General features: G+C 62.7%; 14 protein-coding genes. 10 read left to right on the top strand and 4 right to left on the bottom strand.

What is annotated here, in order from left to right; all coding sequences use genetic code 11:
• Nucleotides 1-83 precede the first annotated feature (83 nt).
• From ACFQS4_RS06125 to ACFQS4_RS06140, 4 genes are all read left to right on the top strand, one after another.
• On the top strand, nucleotides 84-1,571 hold the full coding sequence (locus tag ACFQS4_RS06125) for a sensor histidine kinase (RefSeq protein WP_497902773.1): 1,488 nt from the start codon (nucleotides 84-86) through the stop codon (nucleotides 1,569-1,571).
• A 45-nt stretch (nucleotides 1,572-1,616) separates the two neighbouring features.
• Nucleotides 1,617-2,078 (top strand): response regulator, encoded by a 462-nt coding sequence (locus tag ACFQS4_RS06130; RefSeq protein ID WP_497902774.1) that lies wholly within the window; start codon nucleotides 1,617-1,619, stop codon nucleotides 2,076-2,078.
• Nucleotides 2,079-2,399: 321 nt separating this feature from the next.
• Nucleotides 2,400-3,383: an ABC transporter ATP-binding protein gene (locus ACFQS4_RS06135; protein ID WP_497902775.1), complete on the top strand. Its 984-nt coding sequence runs from the start codon at nucleotides 2,400-2,402 to the stop codon at nucleotides 3,381-3,383.
• Nucleotides 3,380-4,195, top strand: a complete 816-nt coding sequence (locus tag ACFQS4_RS06140; RefSeq protein WP_497902776.1) for an ABC transporter permease subunit — start codon at nucleotides 3,380-3,382, stop codon at nucleotides 4,193-4,195. The genes ACFQS4_RS06135 and ACFQS4_RS06140 overlap by 4 nt, the downstream gene beginning before the upstream one ends.
• A gap of 64 nt (nucleotides 4,196-4,259) precedes the next feature.
• On the opposite strand, the gene ACFQS4_RS06145 is transcribed toward ACFQS4_RS06140, so the two are convergent.
• Nucleotides 4,260-4,547, bottom strand: coding sequence for a DUF7562 family protein (locus tag ACFQS4_RS06145; RefSeq protein WP_497902777.1), 288 nt, complete (start codon nucleotides 4,545-4,547; stop codon nucleotides 4,260-4,262).
• Between the two features lie 144 nt (nucleotides 4,548-4,691).
• Here ACFQS4_RS06145 and ACFQS4_RS06150 point away from each other — a divergent pair, with 144 nt between their 5' ends.
• Complete coding sequence (locus ACFQS4_RS06150; protein ID WP_497902778.1) at nucleotides 4,692-5,171, top strand: RNA-binding protein; 480 nt, start codon at nucleotides 4,692-4,694, stop codon at nucleotides 5,169-5,171.
• A gap of 81 nt (nucleotides 5,172-5,252) precedes the next feature.
• Here the strand turns inward: ACFQS4_RS06150 and ACFQS4_RS06155 are convergent, their stop codons facing one another.
• A complete protein-coding gene (locus tag ACFQS4_RS06155; protein WP_497902779.1) occupies nucleotides 5,253-5,966 on the bottom strand; it encodes a DUF1028 domain-containing protein in 714 nt (237 codons plus the stop codon).
• A 90-nt stretch (nucleotides 5,967-6,056) separates the two neighbouring features.
• Nucleotides 6,057-7,583, bottom strand: coding sequence for a S8 family peptidase (locus ACFQS4_RS06160; RefSeq protein WP_497902780.1), 1,527 nt, complete (start codon nucleotides 7,581-7,583; stop codon nucleotides 6,057-6,059).
• A gap of 193 nt (nucleotides 7,584-7,776) precedes the next feature.
• Here ACFQS4_RS06160 and ACFQS4_RS06165 point away from each other — a divergent pair, with 193 nt between their 5' ends.
• Complete coding sequence (locus ACFQS4_RS06165; RefSeq protein ID WP_253433197.1) at nucleotides 7,777-8,133, top strand: cell division protein SepF; 357 nt, start codon at nucleotides 7,777-7,779, stop codon at nucleotides 8,131-8,133.
• Between the two features lie 307 nt (nucleotides 8,134-8,440).
• Here the strand turns inward: ACFQS4_RS06165 and ACFQS4_RS06170 are convergent, their stop codons facing one another.
• Complete coding sequence (locus ACFQS4_RS06170; protein WP_497902781.1) at nucleotides 8,441-8,569, bottom strand: DUF8595 family protein; 129 nt, start codon at nucleotides 8,567-8,569, stop codon at nucleotides 8,441-8,443.
• A gap of 111 nt (nucleotides 8,570-8,680) precedes the next feature.
• Here ACFQS4_RS06170 and ACFQS4_RS06175 point away from each other — a divergent pair, with 111 nt between their 5' ends.
• The 4 genes from ACFQS4_RS06175 (at nucleotide 8,681) to ACFQS4_RS06190 (ending at nucleotide 12,737) form a co-directional block, all read left to right on the top strand.
• Nucleotides 8,681-9,850, top strand: coding sequence for an NAD-dependent epimerase/dehydratase family protein (locus ACFQS4_RS06175; protein ID WP_497902782.1), 1,170 nt, complete (start codon nucleotides 8,681-8,683; stop codon nucleotides 9,848-9,850).
• Entirely contained in the window at nucleotides 9,843-10,793 is a 951-nt protein-coding gene (locus ACFQS4_RS06180; RefSeq protein ID WP_497902783.1) for an NAD-dependent epimerase/dehydratase family protein, read from the top strand. Before ACFQS4_RS06175 ends, ACFQS4_RS06180 begins: the two co-directional genes overlap by 8 nt.
• Before the next feature lie 4 nt (nucleotides 10,794-10,797).
• Nucleotides 10,798-11,805: an NAD-dependent epimerase/dehydratase family protein gene (locus tag ACFQS4_RS06185; protein WP_497902784.1), complete on the top strand. Its 1,008-nt coding sequence runs from the start codon at nucleotides 10,798-10,800 to the stop codon at nucleotides 11,803-11,805.
• Nucleotides 11,806-11,885: 80 nt separating this feature from the next.
• Complete coding sequence (locus ACFQS4_RS06190; protein WP_497902785.1) at nucleotides 11,886-12,737, top strand: TrmB family transcriptional regulator; 852 nt, start codon at nucleotides 11,886-11,888, stop codon at nucleotides 12,735-12,737.
• Nucleotides 12,738-12,764: the final 27 nt, after the last annotated feature.

Consider the following 12,764-nt stretch of genomic DNA (forward strand, 5'->3'; position numbering starts at 1 on the left):
TGTGTCGTATGTTACCACTCTCTTGGAGGGAAGGCGGGGAACAGGCAAAGGCTACTTACCGATAGACATCGAGGTACGTGACAATGAGTCAGAAGGCAGATCGGAGCCGTCAGCAGGAACTGCGGACGGGGAAATCCGCCACCGTCGATTCGCTGACCCTGGAAAGCGGACTGGAGGCGCTTCGGTCGAGTCCGGCGTTTCACGGGACGGTCGAACCGCTCGACGGACTCGACGATCTGGAAACCTGCGAGCACATCGCGCTGTTCTACCGGTCCCGCGAGGAACGGTTCGCCACCGTTGCCCCATTTATTCGACAGGGTATCGAGCGCGGCGAGCGGGTCATGTACGTCATCGACGACCTTCCGAAGTCCGCAATCCTCGCGGAACTCCGCGGTGGCGACGTCGACGTCGACGCGGCGCTCGAGTCGGGTCAGCTGACGTTCCACTCGCTCGAGGAGACCTACCTCCGGTCCGGGCGCTTCGACCCCGACGACATGCTCGAGGTGTACGCCGACGCGATCGAGGAAGCGAAGGAGGAGTACCCGGCGCTTCGCGTGACCGCGAATACGAACTTCATCCTGGACGAGTACGCGACCCTCGAGGACTTCATGGCCTACGAGAGCCGCGTCAACGACCTCTTTCGCGGCGAGGACTGCATCGCCCTCTGTCACTACGATTGCGAGCGCATCCCACCCGAGACGCTCGTCGACGTTATCCGAACGCACCCGCACCTGGTGTACGAGGACACCGTCTGTCACAACTTCTACTACACGCCGCCGGAGGAGTTCTTCGAACCCGACGAACCCACCCGCGACGTCGAGCGAATGCTGAATACGCTGGTGGACCGCGCTCTAGCGCGGTCCGAACTCAACGAGACGGTCGCGGAACTCGAGGAGTCCAACGAGCGACTCAGGCGGTTCGCCTACGTCGCCTCCCACGACTTACAGGAGCCGCTGCGGATGATCTCGAGCTATCTCCAGTTGCTCGATTCCCGCTACGCGGACGACCTGGACGAGGAGGCGCGGGAGTACATCGACTTCGCCGTGGACGGCTCCGACCGGATGCGGGAGATGGTCAACGGATTGCTCGCGTACTCGCGGATCGACATGGACGAGGCGGACTTCGAGCGAGTCGAGTGCGACGACGTCGTCGAGGACGTGCTGACCGATCTACAGGTGCAGATCGACGAGACCGATGCTACAGTCGACCTCGAGCCGTTACCCGCGGTCCGCGGTGAGGCCCACCAGCTCGAGCAACTGGTCTCGAACCTGGTCTCGAACGCGATCAAGTACAGTGGCGACGAGATACCTCGAATCGAGATTACCGGCGAGAAACGGGGTGACCGCTGCGTCTTCTCGGTCGCCGACGACGGAATCGGTATCGATCCGGAGTACGTCGACCAAATCTTCGACATCTTCAATCGACTCCACTCGAACGATGAGTTCCAGGGGACTGGCATTGGGCTCTCGCTGTGTCGAAAGATCGTCGACCACCACGGCGGTGACATCTGGGTCGACTCGGAACCGGGCGACGGCACGACGTTTTACTTCACTCTTCCCGCGGCGGCGTAAATCGGTTCACAGCTCACAGGCTCAGTAGTTCACAGGTTTACAGTAATGACCGAGGAACCGTTCGACATCCTGGTAATCGAGGACAACCCCGGCGACGTTCGGCTCATCGAGAACGGATTCGACGAGAGCGACGTCCCGCGTTCGCTGACCGTCGTCACCGACGGTGCGGAAGCGCTCGACTACCTCTATCGACGAAACGGCTACGAACCCGCGGCGAAACCGGACCTCGTGCTGTTGGATCTGAACGTGCCGAAACTGACCGGCAATGCAGTGCTCGAGCGGATTACCGACGACCCCGACTTTCGTTCGACGCCGATACTCGTTCTCTCGGGCTCCCAGTCAGACGACCACGTTCTGGAGACCTATCAGCTGGGGGCGGACGGGTACTTCGTCAAACCGGTGGACCCCCACGAGTTCATCTCGCTCGTCAAAACGATCGGGGATTCGCTGGCCTCGCCCGGGTCGCTCCCTTCGGGGGAGTTCGCCGACGTCGATCAGCCCTCGTGATCCTAGTCGGGAGAAAACGGGTCTCGGTATGGGACGCCTGCACGTAGAACGGCTAGCCGTTGCGGGAGCGCGACCCCGGCGAGAGCGAACGGTTTCATTGGCCGTCTGCCAGTCGCCCGCGTTCGAGTATCTGTAATCGTCCCACCTGAGCATCTGCAGTTGCCCCCGCTCGAGCATCGACCACAACCCGTGATTTACTATGCCTTTTATAGTATTGTGCCGCCGTGCAGAAACGACCACGTTCCGTCTCTCTCGAGTCGATCAACCAGTTCGCGAAGAACACGTTGGAATTTATATGTTTCCAGCAGAGAGTGTGTGGAGATGACGACGATTGCCCTCCACGACGTCGCGAAACGGTATGGCGACGTCACCGCACTGGCCGGCATCGACCTCGAGGTCGAATCCGGCGAGGTCTTCGGCTTCCTGGGCCCGAACGGGGCCGGCAAGTCGACGACTATCGACATCCTGATGCGCTACACCCACCCCTCGAGTGGGCGGGTCGAGGTGCTGGGTCACGACGTGACGAGCGACCCCGTCGCCGTCCGCGAGCGGACCGGCATTCTCCCGGAGGGGTACGCCCCCTTCGAGACGATGACCGGCCGTCAGCACCTCGAGTACGCCATCGCGGCCAACGACGCCGACGACGACCCCGACGTCCTGCTCGAGCGCGTCGACGTGGCCCACGCGGCCGACCGCAAGGCCATCGGCTACTCGAAGGGGATGACCCAACGCCTGGGGCTAGCGATGGCCCTCGTCGGCGAACCCGAACTCCTGATCCTCGACGAACCCTCGACCGGGCTCGATCCACACGGCGTCCGACTGATGCGTCAGATCGTTCGCGAGGAACGCGACCGGGGCGCGACGGTCTTCTTCTCGAGTCACATCTTAGAGCAGGTCGAGGCCGTCGCCGACCGAGTGGGAATTCTCCGGCAGGGCTCGCTGATCGCCGTCGACACCATCGACGGTCTCCGGTCGGCTAACGAGAGCGACGGCGAACTCGTCGTCGAACTCGAGACGGCCGGCGAGGTTCGTGAACGCGTTGCAGGTGGCGAGGTCGGGGCGGGATCGAACCCACCGCCAGGAGCACAGGTCGGCCTCGAACCGGTCGTCGCGGCCGTCGACTCCCTCGCGGGCGTCTCCTCGGTGCGTCGAGACGGCGACGCGCTCGTGATCACCTGCGCGACGGAGGCGAAACTCGACGTGCTGGATACGATTCGCGACCAGGGAGCGACGATTACCGACTTTACGACCGCGGAGACGTCGCTCGAGGAGCTATTCGTCTCCTACACGGAGGGCGAGCGATGAACTGGCGACTGCTCGCGAGCAAGGAGTTCGGCGACGCGATTCGCAACTACCAGCTGTACGCGATGGCGGCGCTCTTCGGGCTCGTCTTCGGCGTGTTTGGTTACATTCACGTGCGGAACGTGCGACGCGCTCGCGTTCACGACTACCTCTCGGCGCCCGAACCGATCGAGTTCGTCACGATGCTCTCGTTGCTCTGTATCGTGCTGATCCCGGCTACCGGGCTGATGCTCTCGTACGAGGCTATCGTCAAGCGACGCGATGGCGGCCAGCTCACGCTCGTGCTGGGAATGCCCCACGACCGACGCGACGTCGTGATCGGGTCGCTGGTCGGGCGGTACCTGGTGTTCCTCGCACCGCTACTCCTAGGCGTCGTCGTCGCGGTCGCGATCCTCCTCGGGTTCGGCGCGACGGTTCCACTGGCGGCGCTGGCCGGATTTACGCTCGCCACCGCCGGTCTGGGACTGGCCTACGTCGCCATCGGCATCGGTCTCTCGGGACTGCTCCGATCGCCCTCCTGGGCCGCCGTCTGTGCCTTCGGCGTGTTCATGCTGTTCGTCTTCGTCTGGCGGGTGGTCCCCGACGGCGTCGTCTACCTGCTTTCGGGACTCGAGTTCCCCGACGAACTCCCGTGGTGGCGCCCCTACGTGGCGACGCTCTCCCCGAGCGTGGCCTACGAACGGGTACTCGACGCCTACGTGTTCGACCGGGCCGGCGAGGATGCGCCGTCGGTGTTCGGCGTGGCAGTCTTGCTCGTCTGGGTGATACTCGCGCCGCTGGCGGGGTATCTGCAGTTCGACCGGACGGACCTCTAGCGTTCGATGTACATCGACCTCAGGTCGACGCGCACCCACCTGCGACCGTCCGCGCGGCCCGTGATCACCGCTCCTCGACCCGCCGGCGCTCCTCGAGCGAACACAGATACCGCCGCAAAAACGCCTCCTGGGAGTGCTCGCCAGCCTCGAGGTCGGTGAGCTGGGCCTCGAGGCCGTCACGGCCGTATCGACAGAGGTCGCCGTCGCAGGGTTTACAGAAGTACTCGAAGGTCTTGCCCTCGCGTTCCCAGCGATTGCCGTACTTGTCGTACTCGCGGGCCTCGGATCGCGGAACCGTCTCGCCGCAGGCGATGCAGGTCACGGTCTCCGTTCGCCACCGGGAGAGCCACATACGTCGGCTATTGGTGTGCGCCTACTTAGCAATTCTCACGGCACGTGTGACGGTCACGATTGACGACCGAGACGGGCGGTGACCTCGTGATCGAACTGGCCTCGAGACGGGCGTTTTATAGCTGACGTGACCGTGGTGGCGCGTATGCAGGTCAAATCGCGACACCACCTCCGCAGCGACGCCATCTCTGAGATCGAGACGGCCGTGTCCAACCGTCTCGGCGTCACGCTCGCGGGCGACACCTACGAACGCGTCGAGTTCGAGGACAGCGACTGGGAGGTCGTCCTGGTCGACGGCGCCCCCGAAATCGCCTACTTCGACGACGAGCCGTTCCCGACCGTCCGCGGGGCGAACGCCTACGATCCCGACTACCGGATCGTGACCGTCGACGCGGGCGCGGTCTCGTTCGTCTCCGACGGTGCGGACGTGATGCGCCCGGGGATCACCGAAGCCGACGGCGAAATCTCTGAGGGGGACCTCGTGTTGATCGCCGAGGAGTCCCACGGCAAGGTGCTGGCGATCGGGCGCGCTCGCGTCTCGGGGACGGAGATGGTCGGCGAGGAGGGGAAGGTCGTCGACTCGCTGCACCACGTCGGCGACGACCTCTACTCCTTTTCTGGATAACGCTCGACCTGTTCGCGTTTGCGGGTCTCCTACGTGCTTCCAACCCTCGAGCGACGGTACATCCAACCCTCGAGCGATGGCTCACTCCTCGCTCGCGTCGATGTCGTCCTCCTCGTAGGCGTCCTCGTACTTCTCGAGTGCCGTCTCGTAGCCCTCCCGTGCCAGGTCGAAGGTCTCCCGGAGGTCCGCGATCGGCTCGAGGGTCGCGTCGACCCGGAGGTCGTCGTAGAACGGCTCGAGTTCGCGCTCCTCGGTCGTCGCGACGCGGACGGCCGCGCTCTGGACCCGCAGTTCCTCGCGCTTGTCGCCCCCTTCGGCGTGGCCGGCGGCGAGGGCGTCGGTCAGGCGTTCGGCGAGCGGCGTGTCATCGTCCCCCGAGTCGGTGTAGGCCGTCGCGGTCGCCTCGATCACGGACTCCCCGGTCAGGAGGTTGCCGGCGACCGTGTAGCCGTCGCCGCTCATGTGTCCGTACCAGTCCTTGCAGTCTTCCCCCGAGAACGTGAACTCGCCGTCGCGGTCGACGCCGTGGAGTTGGCGGTTCGAAGCCCCCTCGTCCGCGTTGAGCAGGCCCTCGAGGGCGTCCTCGACGGCGAGTCCGTCGTCGACGTACTGGATTCCTCGCCGACCGAGGTCGACGTTCACCAGGCTCTGGGTGGCGACGGCCCCGTTCTCGCTGACGAACGGGCAGAGTGTGCCGACGCCGGGAAGCCGGGTCGTCACGGCGACGCCGAACCGGTCGTGTTCCTCGCCGTCGTCGTCCTCGTACGTCTCGTGGACGCAGATGCTGAACGTCATGTCGTCCGGGGGCACGTACTCCGCCGGCAAAAAGGGACGTCTCCCGGCAGCCCGGGAGTGCTCGAGGGACGGTCGAACTGGCTCGTCCGCTCAGTACGCCTGGCTGTCGCTCGTTTCGTTGCCCGCGGCGTCCGTCACCGTCACTCGGACGCTGTCGGGACTGTCACGCGTCCGCAGGTCGTCCTCGCCCGAGGCGCTCGAGCCGCTGACGCTCGTGGTCTGGCTGTCGAGTACGCTGGTGCCCGAGAGGAGTTCCGTCGTCACGCTCGCGAGGTCACCGTCGGCGTCCGAGACGGACCAGCTGACGCTCGCGCGCGACCAGGGCCCGCTCGAGCTGGTGGAGACGGCGAACTGGTCGATGGTGGGTGCGGTGTCACCGTCGCCACCGTCACCGCCGTCTCCGCCGTCGTCATCGTCACCGCCGTCGAGTCCGAGCGAATTCGCCACGTTCAGCCGACCCGCACCTTGCTCGTTGCTGGCGAGGCCGACGTCCTCGGCGCCGTCTTTCAGGAGCTGTCGGACGTTTGCGGGATCCTCGCCGGCACCGATCAGGCTCGCGGCTGCGCCGGCGACGTGCGGGCAGGCCATCGAAGTCCCCGAGAATTCGGCGTAGTCGCTGCGCGGGATCGACGAGAGCACGTCGACGCCGGGGGCAGCGATTTCGATCTCCGGTCCGGTCGAGGAGAAGTCCGCGAGGTCGTCGTTGGAATCGGTCGCGGAGACGGCGATGACCTCGTCGTACGCAGCCGGGTAGCCCACGCAGTCGGAACAGGGGCCGTCGTTTCCGGCCGCCGCGACGATGACCTTCCCCTGCTGGTCGGCGTACTGACAGGCGTCGCGGACGACGCTCGAGTCGTCGCCACCGAGGCTCATGCTCAACACGTCGATCTGGCCCTGGTCGGCAGCCCACTCGATGCCCGCGGCGATGCTGTCGTACGAGCCGCCGCCCGAACAGTCCAGTACCTTGACCGCGTGCAGGGTGGCGTCCGGGGCGACGCCGATGACGCCCAGTCCGTTATCGGCCGCGGCGGCCGTCCCCGCGCAGTGGCTCCCGTGATCGTTGTCGTCGTCCCAGACCTCGAGGCACTCGCTGATGTCGTTGCCGCCGCCGAAGGGACCGCCGCCACAGCCGGTGTCACACTCCGCGTCGCCCGCGGCCCAGCCCTCGCCGAGGTTCGCCGAGAGCGTCTCGTGCTGGGCGTCGATGCCCGTGTCGATGATCGCGATGTTGGCGCCGGCGCCGGTCTCGCCGTTGTCGACCGCCACGTCGGCGTCTACCAGGTCGATACCGTACGGCGTCGTCTGCTCGAGGGCGTGCATCCGACCGTTTTGCTCGACGTAGCGAACGTTCGGATTGTTCTCGAGCGCCTCGACCGCCTGTTCGGAGAATCGTCCCGAGAGCGCTTTGCCGACGTCGCCGAACTCGAGCTCGAGCCGAACACTGTTGGCTCGCTCGCTGGCGACCTCGAACCCGCTGTTGGCTCGCAGTCCGATGATATACTCGTCGCCCCGTCCGGACGCCTGTCCGGCCAGTGCCGTCGCGGCGACTCCAGCTCCGACTCCGTGCAGCAGCGTTCGTCGTGAGATGTGTTCCCGTGACATGGTATTATCAACCACGACCACACTCACCATACTTTACCATATAAATGTTCTTATGATACTCCGAAAAATGAATTCTATCTGATAGGCGAATAACAATTAGGTGGATTGCAACAAGCTGGTATTGCCGTTACGAAATCGGGGAGGACCGTGAAGTCGCGAGACAGCGTCTGACGTAAGAACTATACTCCAGCGCGGGACCATTGACGCTATGGGATTAATGAGCAAGATCCTCGGCAGCGGGCAGACGCGCACCGCCGACGAGTACGTCGAACTCGACCTCGACGACGTCACGCCGTCGACCGGGGACGCCGGAATGTCCGTCCACATCGCCGAAATCGGGGGGCAGGTTGACGCCATCGACATCAAAGACGCCGTCTACGACGGCGACATCGTCATCGCCGACATCACCCGCCTGCGCACCAAGGACAGCACGACCGAACACATCGTCGACGAACTCCGACAGGTCGCCCGCGAGGTCGACGGCGACATCGTCCAGAAGGGTGACGACCAGCTCATCATCACCCCGACCGGGATTCGGATCGGGCGGGAGAAACTGGGTCGGTAAGGTTCAGGAACTTCGCTTCTCGAGGGCTCGAGCGTCATCGAGCGTGGCCTCTGTCATACACTAACTAGCAGCGATGGTGAACACGATTGGCGTTTCAAAGTTCGTTACTAACGACTCTCGTCGACTCTGCCCCTGCACCCTTTCGGCCGAATACTCCGCATCTGGAGGTCTCAGTTCTGTTTGGTTCCCGCTGAAGCGTGCGCTCAGTTCTCGCCTCGGGAGCATGTTGTTTGCGGATTAAATTGGGACTGTAAGCGTCGTAATCCGGTTGTTTCCTCTATTCTTCGGCGCTTTTATAGCAGATCCGTCAGTCGGATTCTCGCTTCTGCGCTAGATGCTCCCACACTTCGGTACACCCGCACCCATCAGCAATGTCCTCTAAGTGTCGATCGTCTCGCTCATCCTCGGCCAGGGGTTCATCGTTTGCAGAGGTCATGGTACTCAGTTTCTGAGTAACTCAATTCTCCACGAGGTCTTAGTACTTTCCCTCGGTCTCGCAGGCGATGGCAGAAGCATTATATGGTATGTACTCAAATTATGAGTAACTATGTCGATACTGGTTACGGGTGGCGACGGATATCTCGGCTGGCCTACCGCACTGCGCATCGCATCGCGAACCGACGACCGCGTGGTCCTGGTCGATAACTTCGCGAGGAGGGAGTGGGTAGAGTCCGTCGGATCGACGACAGCGGTACCGATCGCGGATATCGATGCGCGACTGGAGGCGGCCGAAGAAGCGCTCGGTCTCGAGAACCTCTCCTTCGTCGAGGGTGATTTGACCGACAGAGCATTCGTCGACCAGCTGCTCTCGGTTCACGAACCCGAGACGATCGTCCATACCGCTGCACAACCGTCCGCGCCGTACTCACAGATCAACGGCGAGCGGGCAAACTACACGCAGCACAACAATATGCAGGCGACGCGGAATCTGCTCTGGGGGCTGCACGAAGCGGGGCTTTCGGACACCCACTTTATCGAAACGACGACGACCGGCGTCTACGGGGCGCCCACGTTCCCGATTCCGGAGGGCGGGGCGACGATGGAAAACCAGGGCGAGCGAGACGACGTCCCGTTCCCGGCGATGGCCGGTAGCTGGTACCACCTGACGAAATCGCACGACGCAGCAAATATGCGCCTGGCACACAAGCAGTTCGACATTCCAATCTCGGACGTGCGAACGGCGATCACGTACGGTACCGAAACCGAAGAGACCGCAGCACACCCCGACCTGGCGACCCGGTTCGACTTCGATTACTACTTCGGGGTCGTTACCCACCGATTCTGTGCACAGGCCATCGCTGGCTATCCGATGACCGTGTACGGAAAAGGCGAACAGCGAAAGCCGTTCATCGCCCTCGGGGACGCGGTCGAAGGGCTGGCGCGCCTCGCCCTCGAAGAGACCGACCACGACGGTCTCGCCGTCTACAATCAGGTAACTCGAGCGATCAGTATCGTCGAGATTGCAGAAACCATCGCCTCCGTCGCCCACGAGTTCGATCTCGACGTCGACGTCGAACACTTCGAAAACCCGCGCGAGGAGGACGAGACGCACAAGATGGAGATCGAACACGACCGCTACGCGGACCTGATCAACGGCCAGTCGACGACGTTCGAGGACGGCGTCAGACAGATTCTCGGAACGTTGGTCGATCACGAACGGACGGTCACGGCCCACGAAGATCGGTTCCTCCCCGGCGTCCTGACGTCTGATGACTGATCTGCACGTCCTCGTGACGGGCGGCTGTGGGTACATCGGGAGCGAACTCGTTTCGCTCCTCCTCGAGGAGGAAGCCGTGGGGACCGTCAGCGTCCTGGATTCGCTGACGACTGGCTCGCCGTCGAACCTCGCCGGACGCATCGATGACGTTCAGTTTCGACGTGGTGACGTCCGCGAGTACGGTGACGTCGAGAACGCGATGCGCGACGTCGATCGAGTGATCCATCTCGCCGCGATTACCGGTGCAGCGTCGACGCACGATCGCCGTGAGGAGACGTTCGCGGTCAACTACCACGGGACGGAGAACGTGCTCACGGCTGCCGGGAAGTTCGATATCGAACACGTCGTCTTCGCCTCGTCGTGTAACAACTACGGGCGTACCGCGAGCACCGACATCGACGAGACGACCGACCAGGACCCGCTCAATCCGTACGCGGAGTCCAAGGTCGAATCCGAGGGGTTGCTTCGCGAGGCAATCGACGAGTACGGGTTCGACGGGACGGCACTCCGAATGAGCACGAACTACGGCTGGTCGCCGGGTGTTCGTTTCAACCTGGTCATCAACCACTTCGTGTTCCGAGCGCTCACCGACCGACCGCTTACCGTCTACGGTGACGGGAGTAACTGGCGCCCGTTTATTCACGTGAAAGACGCCGCGAGAGCTTACGCACACGCCGCGCTGAACCCGAACTCGTGGCCGCAACTGGTCTACAACGTGGGGGCGAACGACCAGAACTACCAGATCGCCACCATCGCGGAACTCGTTCGAGACGAACTCGATCGGGAACTCGATATCACGTACCTGGAGGACGAGCACCCAGGGCCGTCGTATCACGTGAGCTTCGACCGGTTATCGGAAACTGGCTTCGAGTCGGAATGGACCGTACGAGAGGGAATTTCGGATCTGGCAGACCGGTTACAACGATCACATCCGAGGCAATGATACTATGACAAGTCAACGATCATCGAAGCAAGACGACACGAACGAACCGCCGACGATTGCCGTCACCGGTGCGGCCGGATTCATCGGCAGCCGCGTCCTTCACCTGCTTGAACAAACGCACCCCGAGTGGTCCGTTCGCGCGATCGATAACCAGTACCGAGGTCAGGTTTCCGCGGTTGGCTCGGTTGACATCGAACACGTCGACATTCGAGATCGTCACCGGCTGGAATCGGCGCTCGACGGAGCGGACGTCGTGCTTCACCTCGCCGCGATCAGTGGGGTCGACGACTGCGATACCAACCGCGACCTCGCCTACGACGTCAACGTCACCGGAACGAACGACGTCGCGTGGTTCTGTCGGAAAAACGGATCTGCGCTCGTGTTCCCGTTTAGCATGGCCGTTCTCGGCGACCCCGACACGTTCCCGATTACGGCGGACGATCCACGGGACCCGCTCAACTGGTACGGCCGAACCAAGCTCCTCGGCGAATGCGCGATCGACACGCTGGCCGACGGCGCGTTTCCGGCCCATCTGTTCCTCAAGTCGAACCTATACGGCGACCACGTGGTCGACGGAACGGTCGTCTCGAAACCGACGGTGATCAACTTCTTCGTCAACCGAGCCACGTCGAACGAGCCGTTGACGGTGTACGAACCGGGCACCCAGTCGAGAAACTTCGTCCACGTCAAAGACGTCGCCAGGGCGTATATCCACAGCTGCGAACGGCTGCTCGAGCAACTCGAGACAGGCGATACCGGCACCGAGATTTACGAGATTGCCGGCACTGAGGATCCCTCCGTGATGACGGTCGCGGAAACCGTTCAGGCGATCGCCCGAGAGGAACTGAACGTCGACGTCGACGTCGAACTCGTCGAAAACCCGCGAAGCGGTGAAACGATGGTCGAAAGCTTCACCGTCGACACGTCGAGGGCAGACGAGCATCTTGGATGGTCACCAAGACACACCATCGAAGAATCGGTTCGAGAACTCCTGCAGCGAGCAGAGCGTTGAATTACTGACCTCAGACCAGAATCGCTCGAGGATAAATACACGGTTTTACGGTTTCACAGTCCAACCGTGGGATATCTGCTATGGGGACCGAGCCAACCGATTTGCTGCAGGAATTAGAATTGAAGGAGTACGAGGCGACGGCACTCGAGCATCTCTTGAGCGCCGGACGAACGACTGCACCGGACATCGCAAAGGCGACGGGCATCCCCAAGGCTCGCGTGTACGGCGTTCTCGAATCGCTCGCGAATTACGGCTTCATCAAGGTGATTCCCGGCCGGCCGAAGCAGTATCAACCGAAATCTCCGGAAACCGTTCTCGAGCGGGCGAAGGAGAATCGCCGCCAGGAGTACGAAGACTACTGTACCGAAATCGATTCCATCGAGTCGACGTTTCTGGAGACGTTCGGGCCCCTGTACGAGCAAGCGAACGAGGACGTGACACCGACGTCGGAACTCTTTCACGTAGTCGACGTCGGCGACCCGAGTGAGACGGAGACGCGTCAGCTCTATCAGAACGCGGCCGAAACCGTCTACGTGATTACGAACAGCTTCGCCTACTTCGAGGACATCGAAACGACGGTCGAAACCGCGCTCGAGCGAGGGCTCGAGGTCTCGGTGTTGTTCCTCGATCCCCGTAAGCTTCCGCCGGAGAAAGCAGCGGTACAGGCGGATATCGTAGATCGAATCGCCGCTGAACACCCCGCCATCCGATATCGATTCAGTGAGGAGGTACTGCCCTGGCGCGGAACGTTTATCGATCCCAGTATGGAGTACGATTCCGGGAAAGCGATCTTCCTGGTTGAAGAGACCGACGTTCCGAACCATCAGCGCCAGGCCGCGATCACGGAAAATGGCTCGTTCGTCGCGGGAATGAAGCGGTATTTCGATTTGATCTGGAGCTATGAGAGCCTCGAGTCACGGCCATCGGCCTAAACGATTACTAACCATAGCCGAAGACAC

The sequence above is a fragment of the Saliphagus sp. GCM10025317 genome, from assembly GCF_042663665.1.
Taxonomy (GTDB): domain Archaea; phylum Halobacteriota; class Halobacteria; order Halobacteriales; family Natrialbaceae; genus Natronosalvus.

Excerpts from the sequence above, each read along its gene's own strand:
- ACFQS4_RS06125 (WP_497902773.1), top strand. The coding sequence starts at position 84 with ATGAGTCAGAAGGCAGATCGGAGCCGTCAGCAGGAACTGCGGACGGGG.
- ACFQS4_RS06130 (WP_497902774.1), top strand. The coding sequence starts at position 1,617 with ATGACCGAGGAACCGTTCGACATCCTGGTAATCGAGGACAACCCCGGC.
- ACFQS4_RS06135 (WP_497902775.1), top strand. The coding sequence starts at position 2,400 with ATGACGACGATTGCCCTCCACGACGTCGCGAAACGGTATGGCGACGTC.
- ACFQS4_RS06140 (WP_497902776.1), top strand. The coding sequence starts at position 3,380 with ATGAACTGGCGACTGCTCGCGAGCAAGGAGTTCGGCGACGCGATTCGC.
- ACFQS4_RS06145 (WP_497902777.1), bottom strand. The coding sequence starts at position 4,547 with ATGTGGCTCTCCCGGTGGCGAACGGAGACCGTGACCTGCATCGCCTGC.
- ACFQS4_RS06150 (WP_497902778.1), top strand. The coding sequence starts at position 4,692 with ATGCAGGTCAAATCGCGACACCACCTCCGCAGCGACGCCATCTCTGAG.
- ACFQS4_RS06155 (WP_497902779.1), bottom strand. The coding sequence starts at position 5,966 with ATGACGTTCAGCATCTGCGTCCACGAGACGTACGAGGACGACGACGGC.
- ACFQS4_RS06165 (WP_253433197.1), top strand. The coding sequence starts at position 7,777 with ATGGGATTAATGAGCAAGATCCTCGGCAGCGGGCAGACGCGCACCGCC.
- ACFQS4_RS06170 (WP_497902781.1), bottom strand. The coding sequence starts at position 8,569 with ATGACCTCTGCAAACGATGAACCCCTGGCCGAGGATGAGCGAGACGAT.
- ACFQS4_RS06175 (WP_497902782.1), top strand. The coding sequence starts at position 8,681 with ATGTCGATACTGGTTACGGGTGGCGACGGATATCTCGGCTGGCCTACC.
- ACFQS4_RS06180 (WP_497902783.1), top strand. The coding sequence starts at position 9,843 with ATGACTGATCTGCACGTCCTCGTGACGGGCGGCTGTGGGTACATCGGG.
- ACFQS4_RS06185 (WP_497902784.1), top strand. The coding sequence starts at position 10,798 with ATGACAAGTCAACGATCATCGAAGCAAGACGACACGAACGAACCGCCG.
- ACFQS4_RS06190 (WP_497902785.1), top strand. The coding sequence starts at position 11,886 with ATGGGGACCGAGCCAACCGATTTGCTGCAGGAATTAGAATTGAAGGAG.